Origin of the sequence: Lentibacillus kapialis (assembly GCF_014646635.1) — a bacterium.
Classification (GTDB): Bacteria; Bacillota; Bacilli; order Bacillales; family Amphibacillaceae; genus Lentibacillus; species Lentibacillus kapialis.
On record NZ_BMNQ01000147.1, the window covers coordinates 1 to 524 of the forward strand.

1 protein-coding gene is annotated in these 524 nt (G+C 51.5%); it reads left to right on the top strand.

What is annotated here, in order from left to right; genetic code table 11:
* Positions 1-524 (top strand): IS66 family transposase (locus IEW67_RS18030; RefSeq protein ID WP_188634445.1); only part of this gene is annotated, 524 nt, incomplete at both ends.

The window sequence follows — 524 nt, forward strand, 5'->3', positions numbered from 1 at the left end:
GTCATTCCTGCACAAGTAAAAGTCGTGGAGCACGTACGCCACGTATATAGCTGTCGCTACTGCGAACACCATGAAATCGAAACACCTATCGTGACAGCGGAGATGCCAGAACCAGTATTTCCCGGTAGCCTGGCTTCGCCATCCGCTATGGCCTACACCATGACACAAAAATATGTGGAAGGCATGCCCCTGTATCGACAAGAGAAACACCTGGAGCGTTTTGGGGTATTCATCCCGCGCCAGACACTGGCCAATTGGATGATGTACGGCGCCAATACCTGGCTTGAGCTGATTTACAACGAAATGCATGCCCGATTATTGAAGCTGGACATTGCACACGCAGATGAGACAACATTACAAGTCTTATCCGAGCCGGAACGGCCCGCAACGTCGACTTCCTACATGTGGTTGTATCGTTCCGGGCAGGCTGATGTGCCAATCGTCCTGTACGATTATCAGCAAAGCCGAGCTGGCAAACATCCCCGGCGACTTCTAGAGGGCTTTCAGGGATATTTGCACGTAGA